The 26014-nt window shown below is 63.8% G+C and carries 25 protein-coding genes, 1 tRNA gene and 1 pseudogene; 17 read left to right on the top strand and 10 right to left on the bottom strand.

The genetic code is table 11. The features are described from left to right. Positions 1 to 17 precede the first annotated feature (17 nt). Positions 18 to 1169 (bottom strand): helix-turn-helix transcriptional regulator, encoded by a 1152-nt coding sequence (locus IAI58_RS11680; protein WP_208775943.1) that lies wholly within the window; start codon positions 1167 to 1169, stop codon positions 18 to 20. Between the two features lie 21 nt (positions 1170 to 1190). Then, positions 1191 to 1664, bottom strand: a complete 474-nt coding sequence (gene ruvX / locus IAI58_RS11675; protein ID WP_207447527.1) for a Holliday junction resolvase RuvX — start codon at positions 1662 to 1664, stop codon at positions 1191 to 1193. A 73-nt stretch (positions 1665 to 1737) separates the two neighbouring features. Here ruvX and gatC point away from each other — a divergent pair, with 73 nt between their 5' ends. The 6 genes from gatC (at position 1738) to IAI58_RS11645 (ending at position 7795) form a co-directional block, all read left to right on the top strand. Beyond that, positions 1738 to 2025 carry an Asp-tRNA(Asn)/Glu-tRNA(Gln) amidotransferase subunit GatC gene (gatC, locus tag IAI58_RS11670; RefSeq protein ID WP_207447526.1) on the top strand — a complete coding sequence of 96 codons (288 nt, stop codon included), beginning with the start codon at positions 1738 to 1740 and terminating at the stop codon, positions 2023 to 2025. A 5-nt stretch (positions 2026 to 2030) separates the two neighbouring features. Beyond that, the gene (gene gatA, locus IAI58_RS11665; RefSeq protein WP_207447524.1) at positions 2031 to 3512 is read left to right on the top strand and encodes an Asp-tRNA(Asn)/Glu-tRNA(Gln) amidotransferase subunit GatA; all 1482 of its coding nucleotides are present in this window, start codon (positions 2031 to 2033) and stop codon (positions 3510 to 3512) included. Further along, a complete protein-coding gene (gatB, locus tag IAI58_RS11660; protein WP_207447522.1) occupies positions 3509 to 4960 on the top strand; it encodes an Asp-tRNA(Asn)/Glu-tRNA(Gln) amidotransferase subunit GatB in 1452 nt (483 codons plus the stop codon). The genes gatA and gatB overlap by 4 nt, the downstream gene beginning before the upstream one ends. A 60-nt stretch (positions 4961 to 5020) precedes the next feature. Continuing rightward, the gene (locus tag IAI58_RS11655) at positions 5021 to 5650 is read left to right on the top strand and encodes a glutathione S-transferase family protein (RefSeq protein WP_207447520.1); all 630 of its coding nucleotides are present in this window, start codon (positions 5021 to 5023) and stop codon (positions 5648 to 5650) included. Positions 5651 to 5730: 80 nt separating this feature from the next. Continuing rightward, positions 5731 to 5823 (top strand) — tRNA-Ser (locus tag IAI58_RS11650). Positions 5824 to 7357: 1534 nt separating this feature from the next. Beyond that, entirely contained in the window at positions 7358 to 7795 is a 438-nt protein-coding gene (locus IAI58_RS11645; protein WP_208775942.1) for a hypothetical protein, read from the top strand. 3 nt (positions 7796 to 7798) lie between these two features. Here IAI58_RS11645 and tnpC read toward each other — a convergent pair whose 3' ends face one another. Genes tnpC through tnpA form a run of 3 tightly spaced genes read right to left on the bottom strand, consistent with a single transcriptional unit; the run spans position 7799 to position 10118 of the window. Further along, on the bottom strand, positions 7799 to 9331 hold the full coding sequence (tnpC, locus tag IAI58_RS11640; RefSeq protein WP_408906225.1) for an IS66 family transposase: 1533 nt from the start codon (positions 9329 to 9331) through the stop codon (positions 7799 to 7801). Positions 9332 to 9377: 46 nt separating this feature from the next. Continuing rightward, positions 9378 to 9656: an IS66 family insertion sequence element accessory protein TnpB gene (gene tnpB / locus IAI58_RS11635; RefSeq protein WP_419555778.1), complete on the bottom strand. Its 279-nt coding sequence runs from the start codon at positions 9654 to 9656 to the stop codon at positions 9378 to 9380. A 60-nt stretch (positions 9657 to 9716) separates the two neighbouring features. Beyond that, positions 9717 to 10118 (bottom strand): IS66-like element accessory protein TnpA, encoded by a 402-nt coding sequence (gene tnpA, locus IAI58_RS11630; RefSeq protein WP_207451415.1) that lies wholly within the window; start codon positions 10116 to 10118, stop codon positions 9717 to 9719. Positions 10119 to 10279: 161 nt separating this feature from the next. On the opposite strand from tnpA, the gene IAI58_RS11625 reads away from it, so the two are divergent. Continuing rightward, positions 10280 to 10792, top strand: a complete 513-nt coding sequence (locus tag IAI58_RS11625) for a hypothetical protein (protein WP_208775940.1) — start codon at positions 10280 to 10282, stop codon at positions 10790 to 10792. A gap of 69 nt (positions 10793 to 10861) precedes the next feature. Continuing rightward, entirely contained in the window at positions 10862 to 11371 is a 510-nt protein-coding gene (locus IAI58_RS11620) for a hypothetical protein (protein WP_208775939.1), read from the top strand. Positions 11372 to 12008: 637 nt separating this feature from the next. Here IAI58_RS11620 and IAI58_RS11615 read toward each other — a convergent pair. Beyond that, positions 12009 to 12710 carry a recombinase family protein gene (locus IAI58_RS11615; protein WP_208775938.1) on the bottom strand — a complete coding sequence of 234 codons (702 nt, stop codon included), beginning with the start codon at positions 12708 to 12710 and terminating at the stop codon, positions 12009 to 12011. Between the two features lie 674 nt (positions 12711 to 13384). Here IAI58_RS11615 and IAI58_RS11610 point away from each other — a divergent pair. The 7 genes from IAI58_RS11610 to IAI58_RS11580 all read left to right on the top strand — a co-directional run bounded on the left by IAI58_RS11610 (position 13385) and on the right by IAI58_RS11580 (position 21131). After that, a complete protein-coding gene (locus IAI58_RS11610; RefSeq protein WP_208775937.1) occupies positions 13385 to 14071 on the top strand; it encodes a sigma-70 family RNA polymerase sigma factor in 687 nt (228 codons plus the stop codon). Beyond that, positions 14064 to 14651: a hypothetical protein gene (locus tag IAI58_RS11605; protein WP_208775936.1), complete on the top strand. Its 588-nt coding sequence runs from the start codon at positions 14064 to 14066 to the stop codon at positions 14649 to 14651. The genes IAI58_RS11610 and IAI58_RS11605 overlap by 8 nt, the downstream gene beginning before the upstream one ends. A gap of 3 nt (positions 14652 to 14654) precedes the next feature. Continuing rightward, positions 14655 to 18056 (top strand): UvrD-helicase domain-containing protein, encoded by a 3402-nt coding sequence (locus IAI58_RS11600; RefSeq protein WP_208775935.1) that lies wholly within the window; start codon positions 14655 to 14657, stop codon positions 18054 to 18056. Positions 18057 to 18137: 81 nt separating this feature from the next. Then, positions 18138 to 18884 (top strand): multiubiquitin domain-containing protein, encoded by a 747-nt coding sequence (locus tag IAI58_RS11595; protein WP_208775934.1) that lies wholly within the window; start codon positions 18138 to 18140, stop codon positions 18882 to 18884. Continuing rightward, positions 18884 to 19267, top strand: coding sequence for an E2/UBC family protein (locus IAI58_RS11590; protein WP_208775933.1), 384 nt, complete (start codon positions 18884 to 18886; stop codon positions 19265 to 19267). The genes IAI58_RS11595 and IAI58_RS11590 overlap by 1 nt, the downstream gene beginning before the upstream one ends. Further along, on the top strand, positions 19264 to 20607 hold the full coding sequence (locus tag IAI58_RS11585; RefSeq protein WP_208775932.1) for a HesA/MoeB/ThiF family protein: 1344 nt from the start codon (positions 19264 to 19266) through the stop codon (positions 20605 to 20607). The genes IAI58_RS11590 and IAI58_RS11585 overlap by 4 nt, the downstream gene beginning before the upstream one ends. Continuing rightward, positions 20604 to 21131 (top strand): ubiquitination-like system serine protease family protein, encoded by a 528-nt coding sequence (locus IAI58_RS11580; RefSeq protein WP_208775931.1) that lies wholly within the window; start codon positions 20604 to 20606, stop codon positions 21129 to 21131. The genes IAI58_RS11585 and IAI58_RS11580 overlap by 4 nt, the downstream gene beginning before the upstream one ends. A 35-nt stretch (positions 21132 to 21166) precedes the next feature. On the opposite strand, the gene IAI58_RS11575 is transcribed toward IAI58_RS11580, so the two are convergent. Together IAI58_RS11575 and IAI58_RS23470 are read right to left on the bottom strand one after the other, a co-directional pair. After that, a complete protein-coding gene (locus IAI58_RS11575; RefSeq protein WP_208775930.1) occupies positions 21167 to 22288 on the bottom strand; it encodes a tyrosine-type recombinase/integrase in 1122 nt (373 codons plus the stop codon). An 81-nt stretch (positions 22289 to 22369) separates the two neighbouring features. Next, positions 22370 to 22555 (bottom strand): annotated as a pseudogene (locus IAI58_RS23470) (DUF6538 domain-containing protein); the annotation flags it as partial. 454 nt (positions 22556 to 23009) lie between these two features. On the opposite strand from IAI58_RS23470, the gene IAI58_RS11570 reads away from it, so the two are divergent. After that, positions 23010 to 24407 (top strand): ethanolamine ammonia-lyase subunit EutB, encoded by a 1398-nt coding sequence (locus IAI58_RS11570; RefSeq protein ID WP_207447518.1) that lies wholly within the window; start codon positions 23010 to 23012, stop codon positions 24405 to 24407. Then, a complete protein-coding gene (gene eutC, locus IAI58_RS11565; RefSeq protein ID WP_207447516.1) occupies positions 24397 to 25182 on the top strand; it encodes an ethanolamine ammonia-lyase subunit EutC in 786 nt (261 codons plus the stop codon). Before IAI58_RS11570 ends, eutC begins: the two co-directional genes overlap by 11 nt. Before the next feature lie 32 nt (positions 25183 to 25214). Here the strand turns inward: eutC and bfr are convergent, their stop codons facing one another. Together bfr and IAI58_RS11555 are read right to left on the bottom strand one after the other, a co-directional pair. Next, positions 25215 to 25706, bottom strand: coding sequence for a bacterioferritin (gene bfr, locus IAI58_RS11560; RefSeq protein WP_207447514.1), 492 nt, complete (start codon positions 25704 to 25706; stop codon positions 25215 to 25217). Between the two features lie 90 nt (positions 25707 to 25796). Beyond that, positions 25797 to 25988, bottom strand: a complete 192-nt coding sequence (locus IAI58_RS11555) for a (2Fe-2S)-binding protein (protein ID WP_207447512.1) — start codon at positions 25986 to 25988, stop codon at positions 25797 to 25799. Positions 25989 to 26014 lie beyond the last annotated feature (26 nt).

Genomic DNA, 26014 nt, shown 5'->3' with positions numbered 1-26014 from the left:
CTCGGCCTAACCAAGCTTCAGCTGGTCAGCCGGGGCAGGGACAGGAGCAGGCGGAGCAACTCGCCCTGGCGGCGGGTGCCGGTCTTCGACATGATCGACTTGATCTGGGTTCGAATCGTATTGACCCGCACGGCCCGCTGCTGCGCGATTTCCTCCGGGCTCAACCCGCTGGCCATCGCCGCCGCCACCCCGGCTTCGGAGGGGCTGAGGCCGAAAAGCTGAACGATCTGCCCGGAGATGTCACCGGGCTCCAGAGGCGGCTCGCTCATCAGCACCAGGGCCCGTGGCCGGCTGCCTTCGTGGCGCTGGTGACGCCTGGGCTGAAACGGGGCGACCAGGAGTGTGAGCGGAGGGCTGGACCCGGCGGTGCGCGTGCATTGCATACTGCCCGGCAGCGGTGGCACGCCACCTTCCTGGCGGGTTGCCTGCCAGACCAGCTGGGTGAGCTTACCGTCCTCCTGCCCCACGGGCAGATGGAGGGCGGCACCCGGGCGCAGGGTCATGCCGGCGCTTCGCATCAGCTGCTCCGCTGAACGGTTGGCGAAGACCACCCGGCAGTCCGCCTCCAGCACCAGCACGCCGTTCGGCAGCAGGTCCAGCGCATCGAACCCCAGATCCTGCGCCTCCCTCTCCGTGCCGATTCGCTCGGCCAGCAACAGCGCACGGGGCAGATGCGGCCAGGCTTGCCGAAGGAGATTGGCGCTATGGCGGGGCAAGGAGCCGGCGCGGCGCGTCCGCTGGATGCCGATGAAGAGGAGCCGCTGTCTGGGCAGCTCCCAATAGGCGCCCGCGTTGTAGAAGGCCTGCCCGACTTTAGGTCGCAGGAAGTCGTTGTAATATTCGGAGCACTGGATCTCCTGTTCGCTCACATAGTCCTGGCTCAGCATCAACTCGCCTGCCCGAAGGCTACGGAAGGGCAGGCGGAAGACGTCGTGCTGGTAAAAATACCTCTCATAGGCTTCGGTCATGTCGGGTTCGCAGCCGTGTGAGCCCAAGACCTCTGACTGCCTGTGGGGGTCCGCCAGGTGCAGCATGCCGGCATGGGACCCGGTAAGGCCCGCCATCCGCTCAAGCACCGCTTGCCAGTCGACCCCGCCTGTGCCGGCGGAGGCGCCGCCGGTGGCCATGTCGTATATTTCGGTGATCAGGTCCGTCGGGTCGTCCGGCATGTTGTCTGGGCGGCTCGAAAGTCAGGAAGGTGGGATGGCGGTGGCGTCGAGAGCGGCCTGTAACACGTAGGCGGCGGCCGCTGCATCCACGATCTGGGCACGCTTGGCGCGCGTCATATCGGCTTCCTTGATGAGCATGCGGTTGACGGCGGAGGAAGAGAGCCTCTCGTCCCACAACGCCGCAGGCAGCCCAGTGGCTTCAGAAAGCGCCATGGCCCAGTCCTTGGCCGCCTGGGCTGCGGGGCCGAAGCTGCCATCCAGCCCGAGTGGCAGGCCTACCACCAGTCCCCCGGCCCCCTCCTTCCGGGCAATGGCGCTGACCTCGGCCGCGTTCACCGCCAGCTTGGCCCTTTTCAACCCGGTGTAGGGACTGGCCAGCATGAGCGTGACATCTGAGAGCGCGACCCCCACGATCCGCTTGCCGGGGTCAAGGCCAATGAGCCTCTGATGCCGCGCAAGGCCGGCGCGAAGGTCGCTTAGGTTGAACAAGGGCATGGCGGCCTTTATGGTCCGCCCCCGTTCGCGTGCCAACACGACCGATCACTCACTACACCGGAAGAAGAACAGAATGTCGCTCGACACCGCCACAGTCCGGCGCGTCGCGTCCCTCGCCCGCATCAGGGTGGAGGAAGACGAGCTGCCCCGCCTCCAGGCCGAATTGAACGGCATCCTGGGCTGGATCGAGCAACTGCAAGCCGTGAATACCGAGGGCGTGGAGCCCATGGCCGGCGGTGGCAACCAGGCCCTGCGGATGCGCGCCGATGAAGTGACCGATGGGGGCATCCAGGACGAGGTGCTGGCCAATGCGCCGGACCGCGCCGGTGTCTTCTTCGCAGTTCCCAAGGTGGTGGAGTGAGCGCCATGGACAGCCTGACCGACCTGACGCTGGCCGAGGCGCGCGCCCTGCTGGTGAAGCGCGATGTGAGCGCGGTGGAGCTGACCCGCAGCTTCATCACGGCCATCGAGGCGCTGAACCCCCGCATCAACGCCTATATCACCGTGACCGCCGAGCAGGCGCTGGAGCAGGCCAAGGCCGCCGAGGCCGCGCTGGCGAAGGGCGAGGCCAAGCCGCTGACCGGCATTCCGCTGGCCATCAAGGACCTGTTCTGCACGACCGGCATCCGCACCACGGCCGCCAGCCGTATCCTCGGCAACTTCGTGCCGCCCTATGAGAGCACGGTGACGGCCAACCTGCTGCGGGATGGCGCCGTCTTTCTGGGCAAGGCGAATCTTGACGAATTCGCCATGGGCTCCTCCAACGCGACCTCGGCTTTCGGTGGCGTGGAGAACCCGTGGAAGCGCCGCGGCGACGATGCGGCGCTGGTGCCGGGCGGCTCCTCCGGCGGCTCCGCCGCGGCGGTGGCGGCGCGGCTGGCGCTGGGCGCCACGGCCACGGATACCGGCGGCTCCATCCGCCAGCCCGCTGCCTTCTGCGGCATCGCCGGCATCAAGCCGACCTATGGCCGCGTCTCCCGCTTCGGCACCGTGGCCTTCGCCTCCTCGCTCGACCAGGCGGGGCCGTTGGCGCGCACGGTGGAGGATTGCGCGATCCTGCTCGGCTCCATGTCCGGCTCCGACCCGAAGGACTCCACCAGCGCCGATATGCCGGTCCCGGATTTCGCGGCGGCCTGCAAGCGGGGCGTGAAGGGGCTTCGGATCGGCATCCCGAAGGAATTCCGCCTGCCGGGCATGCCGGCGGAGATCGAGGCGCTGTGGCAGCAGGGCATCGCCTGGCTGAAGGAGGCGGGCGCCGAGACCGTGGATATCAGCCTGCCGCACACCCAGTATGCGCTGCCGACCTACTACATCGTGGCACCGGCCGAGGCTTCCTCGAACCTCGCCCGCTACGACGGCGTGCGCTTCGGCCTGCGCGAGGATGGCGTGGACCTGAAGGACCTCTATGAGCGCACCCGCCGCGCCGGCTTCGGCGAGGAGGTCCGCCGCCGCATCATGATCGGCACCTATGTGCTCAGCGCCGGCTATTACGACGCCTATTACCTGAAGGCGCAGAAGGTGAGGGCGCTGATCAAGCGCGACTTCGACGAGGCCTGGGGCAAGGTAGACGCCATACTGACCCCCGCCACCCCCTCCGCCGCCTTCGGGCGGGATGAGAAGCAGGATGATCCTGTGGCGATGTATCTGAACGACGTCTTTACGGTCACGGCCAACCTGGCCGGCATCCCCGGCCTCGCCGTGCCGGCGGGCCTGGACGCGCGGGGCCTGCCGCTGGGCCTGCAGGTCCTGGGCAAGCCCTTCGACGAGGAAACCGTCTTCGCCGTCGGCCGCGCCGTCGAGCAGGCCGCCGGCTTCACCGCCACCCCCGCCCTGAGGGCCGCGGCATGAGCTATATGATCGAGGGTGCGACGGGCGCCTGGGAAGTGGTGATCGGCCTGGAGGTGCATGCCCAGGTCACCTCAAAGGCCAAGCTGTTCAGCGGCGCTGCGACGGAATTCGGCGCGGAGCCGAACAGCCAGGTCAGCTTCGTCGATGCCGGCTTCCCGGGCATGCTGCCGGTGATCAACGGGGAATGCGTGGCGCAGGCGGTGCGTACCGGCCTCGGGCTGAACGCGCAGATCAATCTGTGGTCGCGTTTCGACCGCAAGAACTACTTCTACGCCGATCTGCCGCAGGGCTATCAGATTTCGCAGTACGAGTTTCCCATTATCGGGAAAGGGGAGATCGAGATTGAGCTGTCGGATGGCAGCACCAAGCAGATCGGCATCACGCGCCTGCATCTGGAACAGGATGCCGGCAAGTCGCTGCACGACCAGCACCCGACCAAGAGCTACATCGACTTGAACCGCTCGGGTGTGGCGCTGATGGAGATCGTGTCGGAGCCGGACCTGCGTTCCCCCGAGGAGGCAGGCGCCTACCTGACCAAGCTGCGGCAGATCCTGCGCTACCTCGGCACCTGCGACGGCAATATGGAGCAGGGCTCGCTGCGCGCGGACGTGAACGTCTCCGTCCGCAAGGCGGGCGAGGGGTTCCGTACGCGTTGCGAGGTGAAGAACGTCAACTCCATCCGCTTCGTCATGCAGGCGGTGGAGGCCGAGGCGCGCCGGCAGATCGAGGTCTGGGAAGCGGGTGAGGAAGTGGTGCAGGAGACGCGCCTTTTCGACACCTCGCGCGGCGTCACGCGGTCCATGCGCTCCAAGGAGGACGCGCATGACTACCGCTACTTCCCCGACCCGGATCTTCCGCCGCTGGTGCTGGATGCCGCCTGGGTCGAACAGCTGAAGGCTGGCCTGCCGGAACTGCCGGATGCCCGCCGCGCCCGCTATGTCGGCGATTACGGCCTAACGCCCTACGACGCGCATGTGCTGACGCTGGAGAAGGAGACCGCGGCCTTCTACGAGACCGTGGCTGCCGGCCGCGATCCGAAGATGGCGGCGAACTGGGTGACCGGCGACTTCTTCGCCGGCCTCAACCGGACCGGCCACGGCATCGGCGATTCGCCGGTCAGCGCGGAGAACCTCGGCGCGCTGCTGGACCTGATCAAGGACGGCACCTTGTCGGGCAAGCTGGCCAAGGAGGTGCTGGAGGCGATGTTCGAGACGGGCAAGGCGCCCGCCGAGATCGTCGAGGAGCGTGGGCTGAAGCAGGTGACGGACACCGGCGCCATCGAGGCGATGATCGACGAGGTCATGGCCAGGAACGCCGACAAGGTGGCCGAATACCGCAGCGGCAAGGAGAAGCTTTTCGGCTTCTTTGTCGGCCAGACCATGAAGGCCATGCAGGGCAAGGGCAATCCAGCCCTGGTCAATGACATCCTGAAACGCAAGCTGGCCTGACGGCCGGCGCCGTGCGACGCTTCCGTTCCTGTGGACCCTCGGGAACGGAAGCGCGCCGGCATGATTACCCTCTACGCCTACAACACCCCCAACGGCCGCAAGATCAGCGTCGCGCTGGAGGAGATGGGCCTTCCCTATGAGGTGAAGGTCGTCGACATCACCAAGGGCCAGCAGTTCGACCCCGAGTTCCTGAAGATCTCGCCCAACAACCGCATCCCCGCCATCATGGATTCGGAGGGGCCGGACGGGCAGCCGATCAGCGTCTTTGAATCGGGCGCCATCCTCATCTATCTGGCCGAAAAGACCGGCAAGTTCCTGCCTGCCGACCCACGCGCGCGCATGGCAGTGCTGGAATGGCTGATGTGGCAGATGGGCGGCTTTGGCCCCATGCCCGGGCAGGTGCATCATTTCCTTGGACAGCCGGAAGGCCCGGCACGGGACTACGGGCTGGAGCGCTACGGCAAGGAAACCCGCCGGCTGTATGGCGTCATGGACCGTCGCCTGACGGGGAGAGACTTCCTCGCGACCACGGGCGAGCCCAGCATCGCCGACTTCGCCGTGATCGGCTGGGCCTGGCGGCATGAGCGGCACGGCGTGGACCTGGCGGATTTCCCTGCGGTCGGGGCTTGGTATGCCCGGATGATGGCCCGCCCGGGAGTTTCTCGCGGTTTCGAGGTTAAGCTTAACTAAAAGGCAGCTTTGCCATTTGACGAGACCCGCGCCCGCCGCTAGAAGCACGCCTGCATACGCCGTGTAACTTCCACTCCTGCGGAGGGGTGGCCGAGTGGCCGAAGGCGGCGGTTTGCTAAACCGTTAAAGGGAGATAATCCCTTTCGTGGGTTCGAATCCCATCCCCTCCGCCAGTTTTCCCTTCCGGTTAGAAGGTCAATGATTTCAACGCCTTAATCTGGCGTCGATTTTCATTCCCCCATAGTCTCCCCCACAGATCATCCCCCACAGCGTAGGCCTTGAAACTCTGCCTCGCATGCGCTCCCCTGTAGAGGGACGAGCCATGAACACCGGCTTACAGTCTGTAAGTTGCATACTGGTTGTCCCCTCCTGTCATCCAACAGGAGAACGCAATTGGAAGATCGTTATCCCGACCTCCAGTACAAGCTGGACGTGGTTCGTCTACAAGACGAGTTTGGCGTGCCACCGTCACTCGCCGCGCGGGTCGCAAAGCGTGCTCGCAAAACAGTGGTCGAGTGGAACCGGAAGCATGGCGACCGAGGCCAGCAAAGCTTGGAACTGACCGACTCGCGGCCTCCTGGCGAGCGGATCACATACGAGGTTGTCCTCCGCCTCACTAGCACGCCTTCCGTCGACCCCTCAGGCCAGCCAGCGCTGCGCCTCATGTTAGCCGACAATGAGGCTGTGTCTCTTCTGCTCTCGCTCGAGAGCGAGGGTCAGTTGTGCGCTGTACTGCAGCAGCGGATGGCCGTCAGGGCGTTGATCTCTAGAGCAGATACAGGCGCTGAGACGTAAAGCAGGAATCCGGCGGGAGGCGGCGTAGTTCCGCCTTTCTCTACGTTCCCCGCCACCGGCCAGCAGGTCCCGACCGGCGGGTTGGGCGGCCGGCACTGCTTCGTCCTGGCTGAAGCGTGCCGAGCCGTCTGCGCCTACCTTTCCGGCCGCAAGGTCAACTGGACGGCGGCCAAGGCCTTTCTCACCGTAGATGAGGCCCAGTCGGCAGGAAACAGTTCGATGTCACCGCGATGTGGTGCCTGCCCTCCGCAAGAAGGGGGGGGCAGCGTGCTCAGGGAGGAACTGCTGCAGGCGCCGAAGGCGCTGTGGCTGAACGACCGCGATCTGCTGCGCGACCAGATCGAAATCGCTCGCGCTGCGGTCGGCCGAGCTGCTGGCCCAGCGCCTCGGCACAGCGCGGGTGCAGGGCCGTGGCAAGCGGCCAAAAATCCATGCTTACGAGCGTAGGAACTGCGCTCGCGTCTCACGAGAAGAGAGGCGCTCACCCTCCTTTCCTTTCAGCTCTGGACCACACAGAAACTGCCAATAGGCGGACGCTTACGAGGGAAGAAACGGCCTCTCACTTTGAGGGGCCGGAGCCGCGTTCAGCCTCATCTGTTTGGTCGAATCGGAGCTAGCACTTGGCTTGGCCTAGCCGGCTTTGCTCGGCTCCGGGCCCTTCATTCCACCACCAGCTTGGATGCTGGGCCTGCTACGCCTCCATCGATCTCGTGCGCGATAGCCGAGCTTGGCGATCTTCCTCCCGCACCCCCGCCAGACGTCATTCGGGCCTTCATCACACCCTGCCAGCTGTCGCTGCGCGGGGATCTCAGTAACCGTCGTCTGATCCCCATCCAGCTCAGCGCTTGACGTGCCCTGCTGCCCTGGCGGTCTGTACCGGTTATCCTGCATGCCGGTTGGAGGTTGAGGGGGATGGCGGGCGAAGACGATCTCCGGGAGCGGCTCCGCAAGATCGAGGCGTTGATTGCGGGTGCAGGAACGGCGGGTGAGCGGGAGGCGGCCGGGGCGGCGCTGGAGCGGGTCAAGGCACGCCTGGCCGAGCAAGCCCGCCGTGACCCGGCCGTGGAGCAGCAGTTCTCAATGCCGGACAGCTGGTCCCGGCAGCTCTTCGTCGCCCTCTGCCGCCGCTACGGGCTGAGGCCCTATCGCTACCCTCGCCAGAAGCGCACGACGGTAATGCTGCGCGCGCCCAAGGGCTTCCTCGATACGGTCCTCTGGCCCGAGTTTCTGGAACTGGAGCGGGCGCTGCGGGCGCATCTGCAGGGCGTGACCACGCGCATCATCCACGACGCGGTCCATGCCGATACCAGCGACGCGGAGGAGGTAAACCCCGCCTTGCCGGGGCTCTGATGGCTACGCCGCTGCGGCGGTGTCCCGGCCCCAGGTCCAGGGGAGAAGGGCATCAAGCCCGTTCGAGCGCACGTCGCCGCGGACCATCCGCTGCAGCACGTCGGTCAGCCAGGCCTCGGGCTCAACGTCATTCATCAGGGCCGTCCGGATCAGCGTCGTCGCGATGGCCCAGTTCGCGCCGCCTGCCTCACTGCCTGCGAACAGCGCCGCCTTGCGGGTGACGGCCACGGGCCTGATCTGCCGCTCCACCGTGTTTGTATCCATCTCCAGCCTGCCGTCCTCAAGGAACCGCACGAGACCGCCCCAGTGGCGCAGGCCGTAGCGGATGTCCCCGGCGAGCTTGGAGCCCTGGCTGAGGCGATCCAGCTGCGCCCGCAGCCAGATCTCGAGGGCGGCGACCAGCGGCGCGCTCCTCTCGCGACGGATGGCGCGGCGCTGCTCCGCCGAGCGGCCCCGGATCTCGCGCTCGATCCGGTAGAGCTCCCCGATACGCAGCAAGGCCTCGGCGGCGATGGGCGACTTCGTGCCCGCATGGACCTCAAAGAACCGTCGGCGCAGGTGCGCCCAACAGAAGGCCAGCGTCACCGAGCCGTCGCGGCGCTCCCGCCGCATGGCCTTGAACCCGTCATAGCCGTCGACCTGCAGCACGCCTCGGAACCGGCCGAGATGAGCAGCGGGTCGCGCTCCCTTGCGGTCCGGCGCGTAGGCATAAGCGACCGCAGGAGGAGCCCGCCCCAGCCAGGGGCGGTCGTCGACGGCATAGGCCCAGAGGGCCCCCTTGCGGGTTCGCCCGCGACCGCGCTCCAGGGTGGGAAGTGGCGTGTCGTCGGCGAACACCCGTCCCTGTTTCCTGACATGCTCCAGGACCCGCTCGTAGAGAGGCCGGAGCCACCAACAAGCTGCCCCGACCCAGTCGCAGAGGGTCGAGCGGTCGAGCCTCACCCCGCTGCGGCGGAGGATTGCCACCTGGCGGTACAGCGGCAGGCCGTCGCCGTATTTCGAGACGAGCACATGCGCCAGCAGCGCCTCGGTCGGCAGACCGCGCGTCACCGCGTGCTCCGGGGCAGGCGCCTGATGAACACCGCCCACGCAGCCACGACAGGCCAGGCGCGGGCGGACGGTCACCAGCACCCGCAGCCTCGCGGGCACGACGTCGAGCCGCTCTGACCGGTCCTCGCCGATGACGCGCATGTCGCTGCCGCAGCAAGAACAGGTCCGGCTGGCGGGTTCCAGCACGCGCTCCACTCTCTCGAGGTGCGGCGGCAAGGCGCCGCGGTTCCGGCGCGCCGATGGGCGTCCGCGAGGGCCATCCTCCCCCGGCGCATCGTTCGCGGGCGGCGGGGGTGGCACGTCGCGGCCAAGTGCAAGGACAAGCTGGCCGGGATCGATGCGCTCGGCACTCTGGCCGAAGCGTGCGCGGTTGAGCGCGTGGAGCATGCCCTCGAGTGCCGCGATCCTCGCCTCGGCGGCAGCCAGCGCAGCGCGCAGGAGAACCACCTCCGCGTCCGCCCCGTTCGTGTCATCGGCTGCTGTCACGCAGGAATCGTCGCAGGCCGCGCCGCGTCGGTGCAAGCGAAAGCTGCTACGTCGCGCTCGGCCGCCACACCCGCTGTGGGTTGCGCCAGTCCAGGCCCTCGAGCAGCATCGAAGTCTGCGCCACCGACAACGCAATCCTGCCGGTGTTCGTCACCGGCCACTGGAAGCGGCTCCGTTCCAAGCGCTTCTGGAAAAGGCACAGGCCTTGACCGTCATGCCAGAGGCATTTCACCAGATGGCCCCGGCGCCCACGGAAGAGATAGACCGCACCCGAGAACGGATCCTCGCCGAAGGTGGTCTGCACGAGAGCGGCAAGCCCGTCCATGCCACGCCGCATGTCCGTCCCCGCAGGCGAGGAAGATGCGTGTGCCCGGCGCGGGACCGATCATCGCCTCTCCAGTGCCGCAAGGACGCGCCGAAGCGCCGCCTCGTCTACCCCGGCATCAACACGGACGACGACACCACCTGGAAGCGCGATCTCGATCCGTCCGTCACCAGGCAGCGAGGCGGCCTCAGCAATGACGGCAGGCGCATTCTCGCAGGGGGCTTCCTCCGCTGCGATCGCAGGGAGCCCTGGCGTGATCGGCGCCGGGGTGACCGCCATCAGCAGCTCGCGTCGCCATGTATAAAGCAGTCCCGTGCCGATCCCCCAGCGCCGTGCCACATCGACCGCGGTGACTGTGGGGTCCATCGCCTCGGCGACGATCCGCAGCTTTTGCTCGGGGCTCCAGCGGCGGCGCCGTTCACCGCGGGTCACCACTTCCACGAATTCCGTACGGGCACTCATACGATCACTCATAGGAGTGCTCGCCTCCGTGCTCCCGACCAGATCCCCGTCCACTGCCTGCCCTCTCTCCAGAAGGCTCAATCCTCCTCCCCAGAGCTGTGCACCTCAACCATGGGGGTCAGACGACGCTTACGGATCTCACGCATCAACGCAGGTTGAACATGAACAACAGCTTCGCAGACTATCCGATCACCGCTGCAGAATCGGAACGTCGTCCTCGTCGCCGAAACAGGCGCCTCCCTGTCAAACGCAACCCAAATCCCTCCGTACTCCATGTGCTTGCCGATGGCAGGCCTTGTGTACTGGTGGAACTGACCGGATCGGCAGCGCAGGGCCGCCGGATGCTGCTGGACACCGCTGACTGGGAACGGATTCACCGCGAGTTCGGGCGACATTGGACATTGTTAGACCGAGCTGGCTCCTCGCTGTCGGTTGTTGGCAAGTCCAAAGCAGCAATGGCGTGGGCCCGGGCATCAGGGCAGCAGGGCAGCTCCCCAGTGGCTCTTCTGGCCCGAGTAATCGTCGGCCTGCCGGGCGTCCGGGGCATGGTCGTCAGACATCGAAATGGCATTCCGCTCGATCTTCGGCGCCTCAATCTACTGCCTGTCCCCAAGAAGGAGGCGCGGAGTTGGCAACCGGACATGCGGCCACCCGCCGTCGACCACCTGAACTGAACCTACACCATCCCACAGAAGCCCCGCAGGTTCGCGCCTCGCGGGGCTTCGTCGTTTCTGGAGACCACCGTGCCCTTCGACAGCACAAACCTTCCCACTTCCTCGCCCTGCAGCTCGCTGGGCGCAGCCGCTCCCGCCGACCGGTGCAGCTCACTGCAGCAGCCGAGCAGATCCGCCGCCTTGGTTCCGGCTTCGAAGGCCGGCTCGACCTGGCTGCTGAAGGCCTGGGGATGGCTGGTCGTTCACGGCAAGAACCACGTCCTCGCCGACTGGGCGGTGGAGCTGGGCTTCGGGATGAACAAGCGCGGCAAGCCGATGCTCTTCTCCGACCGGCTGGCAGAGATCACACGGGCCATGGATTGGTCTGGCGTTGTCAGCACGGCGCGGAGCATCAGCGATCGCAAGGAGCGCCTGACGTGGCTGCTGGAGGATCACGCCTACCTGCCAGACGCCATGGTGGCCGGGCTGTCGGGATACAGCGTTCCAGGCGTGAGAGCGGCCAGGAAGACGACCAAGCCCCGCAACGGGCGGGCTTGGCGTCAGGTAGTCCACCCCGATGACTTGGAGCCGGCCTTCTGAGCAGGCGTTGGGAAAACTGATAGTGCCTTTTCTGTGAAAACAAACACTTACCCGCCGCACTACAGGAGGACTGCCGTAGGCGTAGTCCGATCCCGGCGCGGTCCATCAGTCCCACCACAAGTCGTCGCGATGCCGACCACAAGTCTGGTCAGTACCAGTACATGGAACGAAGGCAGCGCATGAACTGAGGGCACGCGTGCGGATGATCGGAGAGGTCAGAGGTCGACCGCACGACCGCCTGGAGTTCTCCCTGTAGGAGGTAAGACCCAGAACATGATTTGGTCCTGCGTCCTCTCACCGATCCTTCTCTCTTCGCCGCTTGGCCTCAATTTTGTCCTTCAGAAAGGATCGGGCCCCTCGCCAGCAAGCCCGCACCAGTACCGCCTGCACTGCGAGGGCGAGCTTCCCATCTTCTTCGATGCCTGGAATTCTCTTCAGACATCACGGACCTATACGAGTTCCCTGTCTTCAGCACCGACTTCATGACCAGAGAAGATATGGGGTATTCACGGCTACGGTGTTTCTTCCGAGCGCAGGCAATCCTGTCACTGACTGCGCTCTGGAGGGGGATCCATGACATGCACTATCGTCAGATGATGATCCTCATGGATGGCGATTCAGCGTGATCCGGTGCCGATCATTCGGCAGCCTTCAGCAGCGCTCTCCGCACGGCAGTGGCGGTCCAGAGGCCGCCTCGATGCGCCCGCTCCCCGGCCTCGTTTAGCGCCCTGGCGATCCCCGCGAGGCTCTCGCCCTGGGCCACCCATGCGGCGATCCGGCGGCCAGTCTGGCGGGACTTCCTCTCGGCTCGCATCTGTAGGGTTGCTGTGCCGGCCTTGCGGGCTTGTGCGGAGACCTCTGCGTCGGGCAGTCGCTGACCTGGGCGCACTCCACCCAACTTGACGCCGCGAGCCTTGGCGGCCGCCAGAGCAGCCTTGGTCCGCGCCGAGATCATCCGGGCCTCCTCCTCCGCGACTACGGCCAGGATGCCGATGGTCAGCCGGGTGGCATGAGGCATGTCGGCGGCGACGAACTCCACGCCCGCCTTCTGGAGGCCCAGCAGGAAGTGCGCGTCGCGGGCCAGCCGGTCCAGCTTGGCGATCAGCAGCGTGGCGCCGGTCTTGCGGCACCGCTCCATGGCCGCCGCGAGCTCGGGCCGGTCGTCCTTTCGCCCGCTCTCCACCTCAATGTAGGGTGGATCCAGAAGATGGGCGCCAGGGGTCTGAGCGATGAACGCGGCAATGGCTGCCTGCTGCGCCTCCAGGCCTAGCCCTGAACGGCCCTGGCGGTCGGTGGAGACGCGGAGGTAGGGAACGAAGTCTTGGGTCGGGGCAGGCACGGTGCAGCTCTCCAGCCGGATGCCCCACCCTGAATCCCGCCTCGCGCCTTGTCAATTCAGGCCAACGTCCGATGGCGGCTTATGACAATGATGAACGAGGCCAGGTATGTTGGGGCAAGCTGCGGAAGATACGCACGACCTGAGGGTTCACACCGAGTTCCATGACATCAAGATGCGGACCCCGGGGGGGGGGGGGGGGTCGATTTCCGACCCTCTCTTCGAAAAGGGGCTTAAAGCGTTGTTCTGGTTGTTGGTTTCTGCCGCCGGAAGAGATGCTCAGGCTAAGAACGAGAAGTGAGAGATCCTCTCCGAGAAAAAGTACCGTAAATCATGACCTCCAATGTCAGCGGTATCCTGAGCAAGAGCCGCGCAGTTCCGCGCGTATACACTTCAGACGGCGCCGCGGTAGCAAGGCGTGTTCGAGGTTTATCCACAAGCATGCCATGGGCAGCGCTCGCCTCGTAAAGGATCTTGACGCACGGTAGACCAGCGGAGAGCGTTAGCTTGTCAGCTAACACCCAGGAAAGGCGAGTCTTTCAGTGGCATCGCAAGTACGGGAGGTACGACCCGCCGAACTAACCCAACGGCGTCCTGATGGCTCCCTCTACACACGGCGTCCCGAGGTTGAAGCTGCTTTGACCCTTCTACTCGAGAAGTCGAGGGAGGAGGTATTGGTGGCGCTGAGGGTACGCGACCCACGATCCGACCATTACGTGCAGTCGGAATGCTTGGTCCATCTGATCCGTACAGCGCGCTTCGATAACAATGGTCCGTACTTCCAGCAGCTCTACCTCGAATTGATGCGCCGCATCGATGCGGCTTTGCCGCGTGTAGAAGGAGAGCGCATCGGGAAGCTGGAAAACGTCCATGCCGCCAGTGCACGCGATCAAGTAAGAGATGTATTCAACAAGAAGCTAATCGAGGATCAACAAAATCTGCACTCTAGCCTCGATTACTTCGAGGTGATGTTTGCCGGTGCTGTTGCATCTCTGCGCGCTACTGCCCTCCGGTCTTCACGACGCGAAGCGGCTAGGAGCGCCCAGATCGAGCGCGATGACGATACACTTGAGCCGTCAGTGGCAGTTGAACGTGCCGTCGGCAGCCTCGATCTGAAAGAAGAGCTGCTGTCCAAGGATCCAATTTACCGGTCGCGCGTGGCAGCAGCGATAGATGCTTTACCGGAAAAGCAACGAAGAGTGATTGAAATGATACTCCAAGGGATGCCGTTGGATTCGTCCGACGAGCAGGTGCTTTCCATCAGGAAAGTACTAGGAGTGACTGAGAAGACGGTTCGCAACAGGCGCGACGACGCCATCAGGCGTATACGCGAGATGATCGGGCTTGGAGCGGCAGATGAGTAATCCCAAACACGACAACGTCGAGCAAGTACTGTTCGAGTTTGCATCTGAGCCCGTTCACGACCGTCAGACATTCGAAAGGTACTTACGCGAGCATCCATCAATGGTGGAAGAACTCGTCGACCTCTCGCTTGAGCTGAGGCTTCAACGCGCGGCTGAAGGTCAAACAACGCCAGCAGATGAGGCTTGGGTGGACGCATCTTGGCAAGCGTTCCAAGCGATCCTTTCGGTTCCGAAGGTGGAACCGGTAGACCCGTTTGCTCTCCTGACGCCGCGGCAGTTGCTGACGCTTAGGCGGGAACTAGGTGTGCCGAGCAGCGTCATGGTGGGGTTTCGGGCGAGGTTGGTTGACTTAGCGACTGTGCCCGACCGCTTCCTTGAAGTGTTAGCCCGAGGCCTCCAGACCACGACTGAGCAGCTGCATTCGTTCCTGGCTAATCCTCCGCGACTCGTTGCTGGCCTTAGCTACAAGTCGAACGAGGCGCCTGTGGCGGTATCTTCCAAGATTTCCTTTGAACAACTTCTCGAAGAGGCAAAGGTGCCCGAAGAGCAGCGCCGACGGCTGATTTCCGGACGTAACTAGGTCATGGATGCCGTTGAACTGGCGCGGCAGCGCGCAGCACAACTGCACGAGGCGGTGGTTCCAGGTTGTACAGACCCGTGGAATGTTTACGCGCTAGCGGTTGCCGCCGCAGCCCGCCATGGCATTGATGTCGAGCCGGTCCAGGCCGGTGGCGCTATCCTATCAGGCGGCAAGGCTCACTTCGACCCGGTAGAACGGGCCATCAGGCACGAGGATAGTGGTTCGGCATTCGACCAAGCGTTCCTTGTGGGGCACGAGATAGGTCACGCTCTCCTAGGCGACGATCAGATCAGCCACGTCACGCATGAAGTTGATCCTGCAAGGTCAGCTGAAGCGGCGCCAGTCGGCGAGGACCGGGTAGTCGACTACAGCCGGCGGCAGCGCCGCGAGATCCAGATGGATCTGTTCGGGCGCGAGCTTCTACTACCCCGCTCGCGCGCACGCGACCTGCACCTCGAAGGAATGACTGCAACACAGATCGCTGAGCGCCTCGGAGCACCCTTCGACGTTGTCGCACAGCAATTGCTCGACGCGCTGCTTCTCCCTGCCATCGACCCGGCCCAAGCATCTCCACCCAGTTCTCCACCGAAGCCGCTTAACGATGAGCAGCGCGCTGCTGCCGGCCACCGAGGCGCGCCGTATCTACTTGAGGCTGGGCCTGGAACCGGCAAAACTCAAACGCTTATCGGCCGGGTTGCATCCCTTGTGGACGAAGGCGTCGACCCTCGTACCATCCTCGTGCTCACTTTTTCCAACAAGGCCGCAGGCGAACTTTCTGATCGCATCGCGACAGTAAAGCCTGATGCTGCCCCAGCGATGTGGGTGGGTACGTTCCACGCATTTGGCCTCGACTTGGTCCGTCGCTTTCACCGTGAGCTGGGATTTGCCTGTGAGCCGCGGCTGATGGACCGTACCGAAGCGGTTGCGCTGCTCGAGGCCGAGTACCTTTCATTGGAGCTCAACCATTATCAAGAGCTCTGGGATCCTTCCCGCCCGCTACGCGACATGTTGGCAGCCGTGTCGCGAGCCAAGGACGAGGTCGCAGATGTCGACCGCTTCGAGGCTCTGGCCCTGACCATGCGGGCCGCGGCGGTCGATCCAGGTGCGATAGAGGCTGCCGAGCGCTGCAGGGAAGTCGCTACTGTCTACCGACGCTACGAGGAGTTAAAGAAGGCCGCCGGCACTGTGGACTTCGGCGACCTCGTCTCCCTTCCAGTCACACTTCTTGACGAGATGCCAAGCGTTGCCGACCGCATACGCGGTGCCTACACGAATGTGCTCGTCGACGAGTACCAGGATGTCAATCGCAGTAGTGTCCGCTTGCTGCAGCACCTCACTGAAGGCGGGCGCGGCCTTTGGGCAGTCGGAGATGGCAGGCAGGCAATCTATCGCTTTCGTGGTGCTTCATCGTACAACATGGCGAGATTTGCCTCGGACGACTTTCCTGGCGCCTCATCTGGCCGACTACGGATCAACTACCGATCCACGCCCGAAATTGTCACTGCATTCTCCACCTTCGGCGCCGGCATGGCAGTTGGAACGGGTGAAGCCACCTTGTGCGCGCATCGCAGGTCGAGCGGTGTCCCACCGGAGCATGTTACCTTCGGCAATAATGATGACGAGGCAGGCGCGCTTGCCGATGAAATTTTGGCTCTCGCACCGGCTGTTGGTTTTCGTAGTCAGGCAGTTCTGTGTCCGGGCAATGAGCGTCTTGCTCGGCTCGGCCGCGAGTTGGAGCGGCGCAACATTCCCGTCCTCTACCTCGGTAATCTGTTCGAGCGGCCGGAGGTAAAGGATCTACTTTCTTTAGTTTCGCTTCTCGTTGACAAGCGGGCCATGGCGCTGGTGCGTAAGCCGGTGTTGGATGGTCTTCACGTCGGCCTTAGCTTGGCGGGCGCGGCTGCTGTGATTGACGCTTTAAGACGAGCCGACGCCGCCCCGCTGACTTGGAAGGGTTTTGCGGAAACCATTTCGGAGCTCGGCTTCGAAGATCGTGCGGCGTTGCGCCGGCTCGGCGAGATCGTCGAAGGCTTCGGCACGAAGGATCGACCGTGGCTTGTGCTGGCCAAAGTTCTGCTCGACCGTACCAGGGTGGCCGCCTTGCTGTCAGCGCCTGACGATGCCGCTAAGCGTGCGATGGGGGTGGCCGTTTGGCAGCTGATGAGCTTCCTCCGGACGGACCGTCATGGACCCGGCGTGCCGGTGCAAGGCCTGCTTGATCGCATCCGGCGCCTCGTCCAACTCGCAGATGATCGTGATCTCAGGCAGCTGCCGCTCGCAGCTCAGGGAATCGACGCTGTAAGACTTATGACAATTCATGGGAGTAAAGGTCTCGAGTTCCCTGTTGTCCATGTCATGGGCCTCAACAAGAACGGGATGCCAAGTGCCGCTCGTCGGCCTGCATGTCCTGTCCCGGATGGCATGATCGAAGGCGGGCAGGGCGGGACCGTTGCGATAGCTGCAACCGACCACGCCGCAGAACAAGAGTGTCTGTTCTACGTCGCGGCATCACGCGCTCGCGACCGGCTGCTACTGTATTCTGCCTCGTACGACGCTGGGGGCAAAACGCGCAGCCCATCCAAGTTCATCGCCGGGCTGGGACGCATACATTCACGCTCGGCTCGATCGAACCCTAACCTCTACCCTGATCCTGAAGGCGGAGCACTGCCGATCCAGATCGGACCCCCAGTCGTCGTAACGACCGCTCAGCTCGACCTCTACACACGCTGTCCGCGCCGCTTTCTTTACACTCACATCCTTGGTGTTGGCGGCCGCCGCAGTCCGACAACGTTGTCGCGGGTACACGATCTGGTTCGCCAGGTGGTCGAGGATGTCGTTAGCCTGGAGCCTGCCGGCGACTTAACGGAGCGAGCGGAAGCGTTGCTGGCGCAGAGATGGGCTGTAGATCCGCTGGCAGGCCCGGAGTATCGACTTCACCGGGAAGTCGCTCTGCTGCTGGTCCGTCGGTTCACGAACGTACGGGGCAGCGGCCAGCGGGTGGAAACAGGGTCCTTTCAGCTGGTAATTGGCGATGATGTGCTTACGGCAAAGGCAGATGATGTCCTTGCTACTCCTGGCGGGCACGTCGCAAGGATCATCCGGACAGGCCATGGGAAGTCGGAAGCGGGTAAAGAACTCGCCGATGCTGCGTTCCAAATGGCAGTGTCGAAAATTTTACCCGGGTGTAAAGTCGAAATCCTACATCTCTCCGACCACTCGCCTGTAGTGGAGGTTAGCTTCGACAGGCGGAAGCTCGAAAGCCGGCACGAAAAACTTAAGGCAACGCTTGCCGCGATTGGGTCCGGGCAGTTCCGACCGGAGCAATCGGACCGTACATGTCCCAGCTGCCCTACCTTCTTTATATGTGGTCCGCTTGCCGCCGGCTCACTCAAAAAAAATCTCTGAATGAGATTACCGGCCACTCCCCGCCGGAGCGATTAACCCTTCGAACGCCGCTACCGCGGCCCATCGAAGAGGAACATCAGAGTGGATACTAACGATCATCTTGCCGGCATTGACGATGTGCTTGCTGCTGTGCGCGAGGACCGCCAGCTTCGCCCTGGACGCTACCGCGTTTCTTTTGCGCTAAACGGCATCGACTTCCATCCGCTCCTGCTGGACGATCCGGTCCCGCTCGGGCGCCAAATCCTGAAGGCCGCCCATCTGCAGCAAGCCGAGGATCACGCACTCTTTGTAATCACTGAGGAAGGAGACTTCGAGGACGTTCGCCCTGACGAGGCGGTCGATCTGCGTGGTCGGGCCGCCTACCGATTTGTCGCCTTCAGCGGCGACCCCCTTTATCGGGTTAAGGTGAACGACAGCCGCATCGTCTGGGGCATGCCCACCATTCCCGAGGCGGCTCTTCGCTCACTGGCGCAGGCCAGTTCCGACGAGGCGGTCTTCCTCGATGTGCGCGGCGGAACCGATCGGCTGATCGTTCCGGGAAGTGAGGTCGATCTAACCCAGCCCGGCGTTGAGAAGTTCATCACGGCCCCGCATAAGCCAGTTTATCACTTCTTTGTTAACGGCGCGCGCTACGAGACGGACCAGAAGACGCTGACGGGCGCCGAGATCAAGGCGATGGTGCCAAACTGGGATGCCACGCATGATTTGACCCTCGAGGGCCGCGGGGATGAGCCTGACCGGGCAATCGGTGACGACGAGAGTGTCAGCCTCGGTGCAGCGCATGGCATCCTCCGCTTCTCATCTGTGCCGAAGGCGAACTTCGGCTGATGTCGGGGATCATCGCCATGCAGCTGGAACAGCTGCAGGAACGCTTCGGTGGCGTCCATGTCCAGCACCTGCCAAGCAGCACCTCGCTTGTCAGCGTGCCGGACGTCCGGTTGCCGGAAGGTTGGTCGACGTTGTCGACCAACATCCGCTTCCTAATCCCGCCGGGGTACCCTTACGCACCAGTCGATTGTTTTTGGGCTGATACAGGCCTGCGATTGTCGAACGGGGGCCTGCCACAGAACACTCAAGAGATGCAGATTCCCGAAACCACGGAAAGTGGCTTGTGGTTCTCGTGGCATTTGACCGGCCCTTGGGATGCCAACCGCGATACGCTTTCCACCTGGATGAACGTTGTGGCCGAACGGCTGAGGCGGCCTCAATGAGCGGCATTCGTTTCGCGGCGCCCCAGTATCGCGAGCTTGCTGATGTGCTGCTGCAGGCAAATGGGGCAGAGAGCTGTGCGGTCGCGTATGCCCACTACAATCCAGCGGCCGATGCCTGGGTGGTCGCTGAGGCGAATCCGGTGCCGGATTCGGCCTACGAGCGGCGCGATGCTGCCGCGGCTACACTTGGAGCCCACTTCATGATGGAGGTGGCAAATCGCAGCCGAGCGACAGGCATGGCTGCGGTCATGATACATACGCATCCAGGTAGCCGCGGATACCCGACGTTCTCAAAGGTTGATGACCGCGGGGAAGCGCAGTTCGGGCTGTACCTAGCCCAGCGCGGCGCACAACTTGCGCACTTGGCGATGGTAATCGGGCCAGGAGGCTGCCGGGCCAGACGCCTCGATGATGGCACCGAGGTACCAGTGTGGGAAGCTGGGGAGCGCTTGGTGCTGCATTCGCAGCCTCCTTTTGCTGCCACGGAGGAGCGGGATGACCGGCAGGTGCGGGCCTTCGGCGACTCGGGTCAGCGTCTGCTTCGTCGACTGCATTTTGGCGTCATTGGCGCCGGTGGGACCGGATCGTTGGTATGTCAGCAACTCGCGCACCTGGGGGCCGCCAGGGTGACCGTGATTGACCCTGACATCGTGGAGGCCACTAATCTGAACCGACTGGTCGGCTCCACCCCACCGGATGTTGGAGAAGCCAAAGTCGATATTGCAGCCAGGATGATGCGGGCAGTAAATCCCGCAGTCGAAGTGCACACGCTCCGTGCGGATGTTGTCGATGAGCAGGTAGCCACCAGATTGGCCTCGCTCGACTTCATCCTCTTGTGCACCGATTCTCACGCGAGCCGGGCGGTGGTGAACCAGGCTGCTTATCAGCACCTCGTGCCGGTGATCGATATGGGAGTAAGCATCACAGTGCGGGACAGCGTCGTCACACACATTACCGGCCGTGTGCAAATGCTCTCCCCTGGCCTTCCATGTCTGACTTGCACCCGCGCGCTTGATGGAGAGCTCATCCGTCGAGAGCTCATGACCCCTGAGCAACGAGCGGCGGATCGCTACGTGCAAGGCGAGCGTGAGCCCCAGCCTGCGGTGATCTCGATCAACTCAACGGTGGCGTCGCTTGCCGTCACCATGCTGCTAGGCGCGGTCACGCCTGTACCGGCCAGTCCACGTTATCAGCGTTATGACGGCATCCGTGGGCAGGTGCGGGAGATGGCTGCGACAAAATCCTGCAACTGCGTCGCCTGCTCGACAAGCGGTGCTCTCGCGCGCGGTGCGAGCTGGCCGCTTCCAGTCCGCTCCAGGCCATGGGGGAACGCAGCATGAGTCATCCAGCACGAACATTGCGGTTGCTCGGCGAAGCGGAATACCGGGATGAGGCGGAAGCTCGGCTAGGCGCAGCCGGCGATGCCGTGCTGGTTGTGCGCGGCCGGCAGCGTTCCCTTGTCATTGCGTGCCCTGATGGGTGCGGGGAGACGCTGGTAGTGAACCTCGATCGACGAGCCGGCAAAGCTTGGCGCATCGACATGCGCGGCGAGGGAGCAACACTCATCCCGTCGGTCTGGCGTGAAGGCGGCTGTGGAAGCCATTTCATTGTCTGGAGGGGCCGGATCGTATGGTGCGAACGGTTCACCCAAGGAAACATTGAGCCGGGCTATGACCCAAGTCTTGAGCCGCGTGTTCTTGCCGCAATGGATCCGGCTGAACCCCGCACTGCCGAGACGATCGCGGCAACCATCGATGAACTGATTTGGGATGTAAATCGCGCTGCTCGCCGCCTCGCTGACCAAGGTCTTGTAGAAACTTGGAAGTCGGCTGCTGGCTGGCTGTTCATTTGCAAAGAACCTTAAGCTGAACTACGACGTGCTTCTGGCTCTCCCACCTCCTATGCCTCGGGTGGCGGGAGGGTCAGGCCAGCCGGCAGTTTTACGGCCTCCACACACACCCGGTACTGTTCTCCCGACGGTCCTGCGGAGTAGGTGCCCAATGTCATTCCTTGTCGCGCATGGCCCACTACCGCAGCAATGATGTGCGGCGGCTGTCCAGCACGTTCTGCTCGCGTGATGAACCAGCGCCGAAAGCTATGAAAATTGACCAGAGACCGACGCTTACCTGGCCTAGATTCGTCCACTTTCACGCGACGCCTGTAGTACTCGAAAGCTTTACCTACGCCGTTCGAGCGGGCGCCGTCATCGCCCGATTCTTTCAGCTCGTCCAGCAGGAACTCGTTGGGCATTTTACCGGCGGTTCGCCTTGTGACCAACTCCTGAAGGGCGGGATGAATGGGGATGGCTCTCACGCCGGCGGCGGTTTTGGAGCCTCTGATGAAGAATGCTCCCTCCCTCAGATCCCCAACCTTCAGCTGGGCAAGCTCTTCCCGTCGGGCACCAGTGAGGGCTGCCAGCAGCATCATGTCGGCTACATCGCGTCTCACCGGGCCAGAAAGCAGGGTCTTCAGCTCGTCATCGGTGAAGGGCCGTTCCTTTTGTTCATGCTGACCCCGGCGATGCTCGGGCATTGTGCTGAGACCCTGGCCGGACCAAGGGTTCGCCTCCGCGTGGCCTCTGCTGACCATCCAGCGCCAGTAAGAGGAGAGGGATGAGACATGCTTATTGATTGTCTTCCGGGCGAGAGATCCCATTTCCTGAAGCGAGGCTACAAACTCCCCAGCTACCCTCCGAGTCACTGCTTGGACGAGAACCGCTTGGTTTATCGATGCCAGCCAGTCTTGAAGCTTGGTCAAAGCGAGGCGATGTTCCGCCTCCGTTCTGGCTGTGTAGGTTCCTTGGCCTAGCCACTGCTCGACAAAATGCCCCAACGGAAGACCACCGCCGTGCACGACGGCAAGGAACTCTTCACCCTTTCCGTGCGGTAGCTGCTCCGCCTCTTGTTCGGCTAACGACTCCAGCACGCTTGCCCGGTCGGACCTGTCCCGTTCGGAGATCGCGTTCCGGTTGTTCTCCTCGTCCTCCTGCTGAGCCTGGGAGATCAACTCGCGATAGCTCATTGCCGCTGCGATGTGCGATCTACCCCCCCTCAGATCTGCTTGTTGCACTTGCCATGGCAGCTGCTGGCCACGTCTTGCGGCCTCAAAAACTAGTTCCCAGTGGGCCAGCACGAACTCGCGGCGGCTCCTCGCCTCTTTGAGCGAGTGCGTCACAAGCGTCTGAGCCAACCTCCGTTTACCCAAGAACTCTCGAAGGGAAGGGGGTACGTCGCGCACACACCACCATGTTGAATGGCGCAGCTCCAGATTACGCTTATCGAGTGGCAATCAGGCATTCCCCCACAGAATCCCCCACAGCATATCCCACACATGGAGCCTTTGAAACTACTGAAACCAAAGGAATTCATGGGCTTCTGTCCGGCTTTCGTGCCGTCCCATCCCCTCCGCCAGTTTCCCCAGCCAAGAATTTCCACAGGCAGGCTGTTTAGCCTGCCTCGTGCCGTTGCTGTTATCGAGGGCGGCTCTCCCTCCTGCGGGCACTTTTCAGCGTCGGTGGCGTGCCACGCGACGCATTCCTGGCCCGGATCCCAGCCTCCTCATTGCTGCCGCCCATTGTCTTCCTCGTCACCGGCGATGGATGACGTGTGGCGCTATGTCCATGCCGGGCGCTGGCGGAGTTGGTGATGGCCGCCGGCTCCGTGCCGATGGTATGGCTCACACTGGTCCTGATGCTGGAACGGGCGGCGGACCCGCAGCGTGCTGTGGAAAGTGGGGTAGGACGATGGGTCGCTATGCCAGTGACTTCCGGGGCGAACGCCATGTCTTCCGCGATCTGGCGGATCTGCTGGCCAAGGCCTCGCCACGCCGCTCTGGCGATGAAATGGCTGGCCTGGCGGCGGAAAGCGATGCCCAGCGTGTCGCCGCTCGCGCGGTGCTGGCGGACCTGCCGCTGACCCGCTTCCTTGAGGAGCCGCTGATCCCCTATGAACTGGATGAGGTGACGCGGCTCATCATGGATAGCCATGACGCCGATGCCTTCGCGCCCATCCGGCACCTGACCGTGGGCGGATTGCGGGACTGGCTTCTTTCCTATGAAGCGACTTCCGGTGCCCTGGCCGCGCTGGCCCCGGGCCTGACGCCAGAGATGGTCGCCGCCGTTTCCAAGCTCATGAGAAATCAGGATCTGGTCTCGGTTGCCCGGCGCTGTCGGGTCGTCACGGGATTTCGCGGCACCATCGGCCTGGAGGGACGCCTCTCCACCCGCTTGCAGCCCAATCACCCCACTGACGACCTGCGCGGCATCGCCGCGGCCACACTGGATGGGCTGCTTTACGGCTGCGGCGATGCGGTCATCGGCATCAATCCGGCCACCGACAATATCCCGAACTGCATCGCGCTGCTGGAGATGCTGGACGGACTCCGGGAGCGGCACGACATTCCGACCCAGAACTGCGTGCTGACCCATGTGACCAACGCCATCCGCATCATGGAGCGGGGTGCGCCCGTCGATCTGGTCTTCCAATCCATTGCCGGCACTGAGGCCGCGAATGCCGGGTTCGGCGTCAGCCTCGCCGTATTGCGGGAAGCTCATGAGGCGGCGCTGGCTTTGAGGCGCGGCACCGTGGGCCAGAACGTGATGTATTTCGAGACCGGGCAGGGCGCCGCCCTCTCGGCGGATGCACATCACGGGCTGGACCAGCAGACAGTGGAGACCCGCGCCTATGCAGTGGCGCGCGCCTTCTCGCCGCTGCTGGTGAATACGGTGGTCGGCTTCATCGGGCCGGAATACCTCTATGACGGCAAGCAGATCATCCGGGCGGGGCTGGAGGATCATTGTTGCGCCAAGTTGCTTGGCGTGCCGATGGGGGTTGATGTCTGCTACACCAACCATGCCGAGGCCGACCAGGACGACATGGACACGCTGATGACGCTGCTGGCCGTCGCCGGGACCAACTTCATCATCACCGTGCCGGGCGCGGATGATGTGATGCTGAACTACCAGAGCGGCTCCTTCCACGATGCGCTCTATCTTCGCTCCACGCTGGGGCTGCGCGCGGCGCCCGAATTCGAGGCCTGGTTGGATCGGATGGAGATGACGGACTCGCAGGGACGCATCCGGGAGCCAGCGAGGCAGCAGGACGCCGCGCGGAGGCTGCTGGGTTCCACCCATGGCGGCTGATGTTCCGGCACGGGACCCCTGGCAGGCACTGCGGCAATCCACCCCCGCGCGCATCGGGCTGGGGCGGGTCGGCGACGCGCCGCCACTGGGCGCCATGCTGGATTTCCAACTGGCTCATGCCCGCGCACGGGATGCCGTGCACAAGCCGCTGGATGTGGAGGCCCTGGGGGCGAGCCTGGGCAGGCTTCCCTATGTGACAGCACAGAGTCTGGCGCCTGATCGCGGAACCTATCTTCGCCGGCCGGACCTCGGGCGGAAACTGGACCCGGCCTGCCTGGGGCGGCTGCCCGCAGGCAATTGGGATGTAGTCTTCGTCATCGCCGATGGGTTGTCCGCCGCCGCTGTGCAGCGCCATGCGGCGATGCTGCTGAAGGCCGCCCTGCCGAGGCTGGGGGGATGGCAGATCGCGCCTGTCGTCATCGTGACCGGAGGGCGCGTGGCGGTAGGCGACGAGATCGGCGGCGCGGTGGGCGCCCGGCTCTGTGCCATGCTGATCGGGGAGCGTCCCGGCCTGAGCGTGGCGGATAGCCTGGGAGTCTATCTGACCTACGGACCTCGGGCGGGGCGGCGGAATTCGGAGCGCAACTGCATCTCGAATATCCACCTCGCCGGCGGCCTTACCTATGAGGCAGCAGCAGGCAAACTCGTCTGGCTGATGACAGAGGCCCGTCAGCGGCAGATGACCGGTGTGGGGCTCAAGGATGAGGCGCCGGCCCTCGCGCCGGCTCCGCCCCAGCTGGGCGGGCAGGGTACGATCCCGGCAGCAAGAAAATAGGGCCCACGCGCCAATGTGGGCCCTGGGCGTGTTCAGCCCTTGTGCTGATCCGGCGCAGCGGCGCTGTTGAGGCGGATGTAGTCGGACAGGCCGATCTGATCGATCAGCTTGAACTGCGTGTCGAGGAAATCGGCATGCTTCTCCTCATCGGCCAGGATCCGCATCATCAGGTCGCGGGAGACGAAGTCCCGGACGCTCTCGCAATGGGCAATGCCGTCGCGCAGGTCGAGGATGGCCTTCTCCTCGATCTTCTGGTCGCACTTCAGCACTTCCTCGACATTCTGCCCGATCAGGATCTGGTTCAGCCGCTGCACGTTGGGCAGGCCGCCGAGGAAGAGGATGCGGGTGATCAGCTCGTCCGCATGCTTCATCTCCTCGATCGATTCGTCGTATTCGTGCTTGCCCAGCTTAGTTACGCCCCAGTCGTCCAGCATGCGGGCATGCAGGAAGTACTGGTTGATGGCAGTCAGCTCATTGGTGAGCTGCGTATTCAGGTATTCGATGACTTTGGGGTCGCGTAACATGTTCCAGCTCTCTCTACCAGATGCCTGGTGGAAAGTGAGGACAGCGGCGCCCGGCGTCAACGATCCGTTTTTTGTCGGAGGCGAGAGGCCTCAGTCGCCGGCGGCGGCCTGATCCGAACCGGGCGGTTGCTCGCGGATAATGGAGAGCATGGTGCCAGTGCAGCAGCCGCACTGCGCCTGGCAATTGCAGGCGGAGTAGACCTCCTTGGGTCGCTGCGCCCCACCGGCGATGGCATCGCGGATCTGGGTGTCGGTCAGGGCATTGCAGATGCAGACATACATGTCGTGAGCCGCTTACTGATCGTGCT

This window comes from Roseomonas marmotae (assembly GCF_017654485.1).
Classification (GTDB): domain Bacteria; phylum Pseudomonadota; class Alphaproteobacteria; order Acetobacterales; family Acetobacteraceae; genus Pseudoroseomonas; species Pseudoroseomonas marmotae.
The sequence above is the reverse complement of the archived record's forward strand: the minus strand, read 5'-3'. Positions and strand labels throughout refer to the sequence as shown.

Excerpts from the sequence above, each read along its gene's own strand:
- IAI58_RS11585 (WP_208775932.1), top strand. The coding sequence starts at position 19,264 with ATGAGCGGCATTCGTTTCGCGGCGCCCCAGTATCGCGAGCTTGCTGAT.
- IAI58_RS11680 (WP_208775943.1), bottom strand. The coding sequence starts at position 1,169 with ATGCCGGACGACCCGACGGACCTGATCACCGAAATATACGACATGGCC.
- gatB (WP_207447522.1), top strand. The coding sequence starts at position 3,509 with ATGAGCTATATGATCGAGGGTGCGACGGGCGCCTGGGAAGTGGTGATC.
- IAI58_RS11590 (WP_208775933.1), top strand. The coding sequence starts at position 18,884 with ATGTCGGGGATCATCGCCATGCAGCTGGAACAGCTGCAGGAACGCTTC.
- bfr (WP_207447514.1), bottom strand. The coding sequence starts at position 25,706 with ATGTTACGCGACCCCAAAGTCATCGAATACCTGAATACGCAGCTCACC.
- IAI58_RS11655 (WP_207447520.1), top strand. The coding sequence starts at position 5,021 with ATGATTACCCTCTACGCCTACAACACCCCCAACGGCCGCAAGATCAGC.
- IAI58_RS11625 (WP_208775940.1), top strand. The coding sequence starts at position 10,280 with ATGAACAACAGCTTCGCAGACTATCCGATCACCGCTGCAGAATCGGAA.
- ruvX (WP_207447527.1), bottom strand. The coding sequence starts at position 1,664 with ATGCCCTTGTTCAACCTAAGCGACCTTCGCGCCGGCCTTGCGCGGCAT.
- IAI58_RS11580 (WP_208775931.1), top strand. The coding sequence starts at position 20,604 with ATGAGTCATCCAGCACGAACATTGCGGTTGCTCGGCGAAGCGGAATAC.
- IAI58_RS11645 (WP_208775942.1), top strand. The coding sequence starts at position 7,358 with ATGGCGGGCGAAGACGATCTCCGGGAGCGGCTCCGCAAGATCGAGGCG.
- gatA (WP_207447524.1), top strand. The coding sequence starts at position 2,031 with ATGGACAGCCTGACCGACCTGACGCTGGCCGAGGCGCGCGCCCTGCTG.
- IAI58_RS11605 (WP_208775936.1), top strand. The coding sequence starts at position 14,064 with ATGAGTAATCCCAAACACGACAACGTCGAGCAAGTACTGTTCGAGTTT.
- IAI58_RS11555 (WP_207447512.1), bottom strand. The coding sequence starts at position 25,988 with ATGTATGTCTGCATCTGCAATGCCCTGACCGACACCCAGATCCGCGAT.
- IAI58_RS11575 (WP_208775930.1), bottom strand. The coding sequence starts at position 22,288 with ATGAGCTATCGCGAGTTGATCTCCCAGGCTCAGCAGGAGGACGAGGAG.
- IAI58_RS11600 (WP_208775935.1), top strand. The coding sequence starts at position 14,655 with ATGGATGCCGTTGAACTGGCGCGGCAGCGCGCAGCACAACTGCACGAG.
- gatC (WP_207447526.1), top strand. The coding sequence starts at position 1,738 with ATGTCGCTCGACACCGCCACAGTCCGGCGCGTCGCGTCCCTCGCCCGC.
- eutC (WP_207447516.1), top strand. The coding sequence starts at position 24,397 with ATGGCGGCTGATGTTCCGGCACGGGACCCCTGGCAGGCACTGCGGCAA.
- tnpB (WP_419555778.1), bottom strand. The coding sequence starts at position 9,656 with ATGGACGGGCTTGCCGCTCTCGTGCAGACCACCTTCGGCGAGGATCCG.
- tnpA (WP_207451415.1), bottom strand. The coding sequence starts at position 10,118 with ATGAGTGCCCGTACGGAATTCGTGGAAGTGGTGACCCGCGGTGAACGG.
- IAI58_RS11570 (WP_207447518.1), top strand. The coding sequence starts at position 23,010 with ATGGGTCGCTATGCCAGTGACTTCCGGGGCGAACGCCATGTCTTCCGC.